Genomic DNA, 638 nt, shown 5'->3' on the forward strand with positions numbered 1-638 from the left:
TGCGGTATCAGCTCAAGACGCCGTGGCGAAATGGGACCACGCATGTCGAATGGGATGCGGTGGACTTCATCGCCAAGCTGGCGGCACTGGTCCCGCCACCTCGCGCGCATCTCACCCGCTTCCACGGCGTATTCGCCCCGAATGCAAACCTGCGTGCGCAGCTGACGCCCTCGGGGCGCGGCAAGCGGCCTGCGGGCGATGCGGCGCCAGTGGACGTCAGCGCCCACGACGAGCCGCGCAGCCCCGAGCAGAAGCGCCGTGCGATGAGCTGGGCGCAACGGCTCAAGCGGGTCTTTTCCATCGACATCACCACCTGCGCCCACTGCGGCGGCGCGGTACGGATCGTCGCCAGCATCGAGGAACCCACCGCCATCCGCGCCATCCTCGCCCACTTCGAGAAGCACGGCGCGCTGGAGCAAGCGCACTACCGGCCCGCAGCGCGCGCGCCGCCGCCGGCCGCGTGACGAGGTGCCGGCCACACAGCCGGCAGCCAAGCCAGAGTCCGATCCGATGCGGCCACGACCCCGCAGGGCTGCGCTCGGCCCTGTGCCGGGATTCGGTGAGAAATGGCTACGCACTGAGCCGCTGCGTGGCCCCGCGATGTCGAAAACCCACGCATGAACCCCCGATCTGTGCCC

The 638-nt window shown here is 69.9% G+C and carries 1 protein-coding gene; it reads left to right on the plus strand.

Features of this window, described 5'->3' with window-relative positions; all coding sequences use genetic code 11:
- The coding region (locus JCM9942_RS17560) for a transposase (protein ID WP_172675213.1) at window positions 1-464 on the plus strand (464 nt) is incomplete at its 5' end.
- Between the last annotated feature and the right edge of the window lie 174 nt (window positions 465-638).

Source organism: Stenotrophomonas pictorum JCM 9942 (assembly GCF_001310775.1).
Classification (GTDB): domain Bacteria; phylum Pseudomonadota; class Gammaproteobacteria; order Xanthomonadales; family Xanthomonadaceae; genus Stenotrophomonas; species Stenotrophomonas pictorum.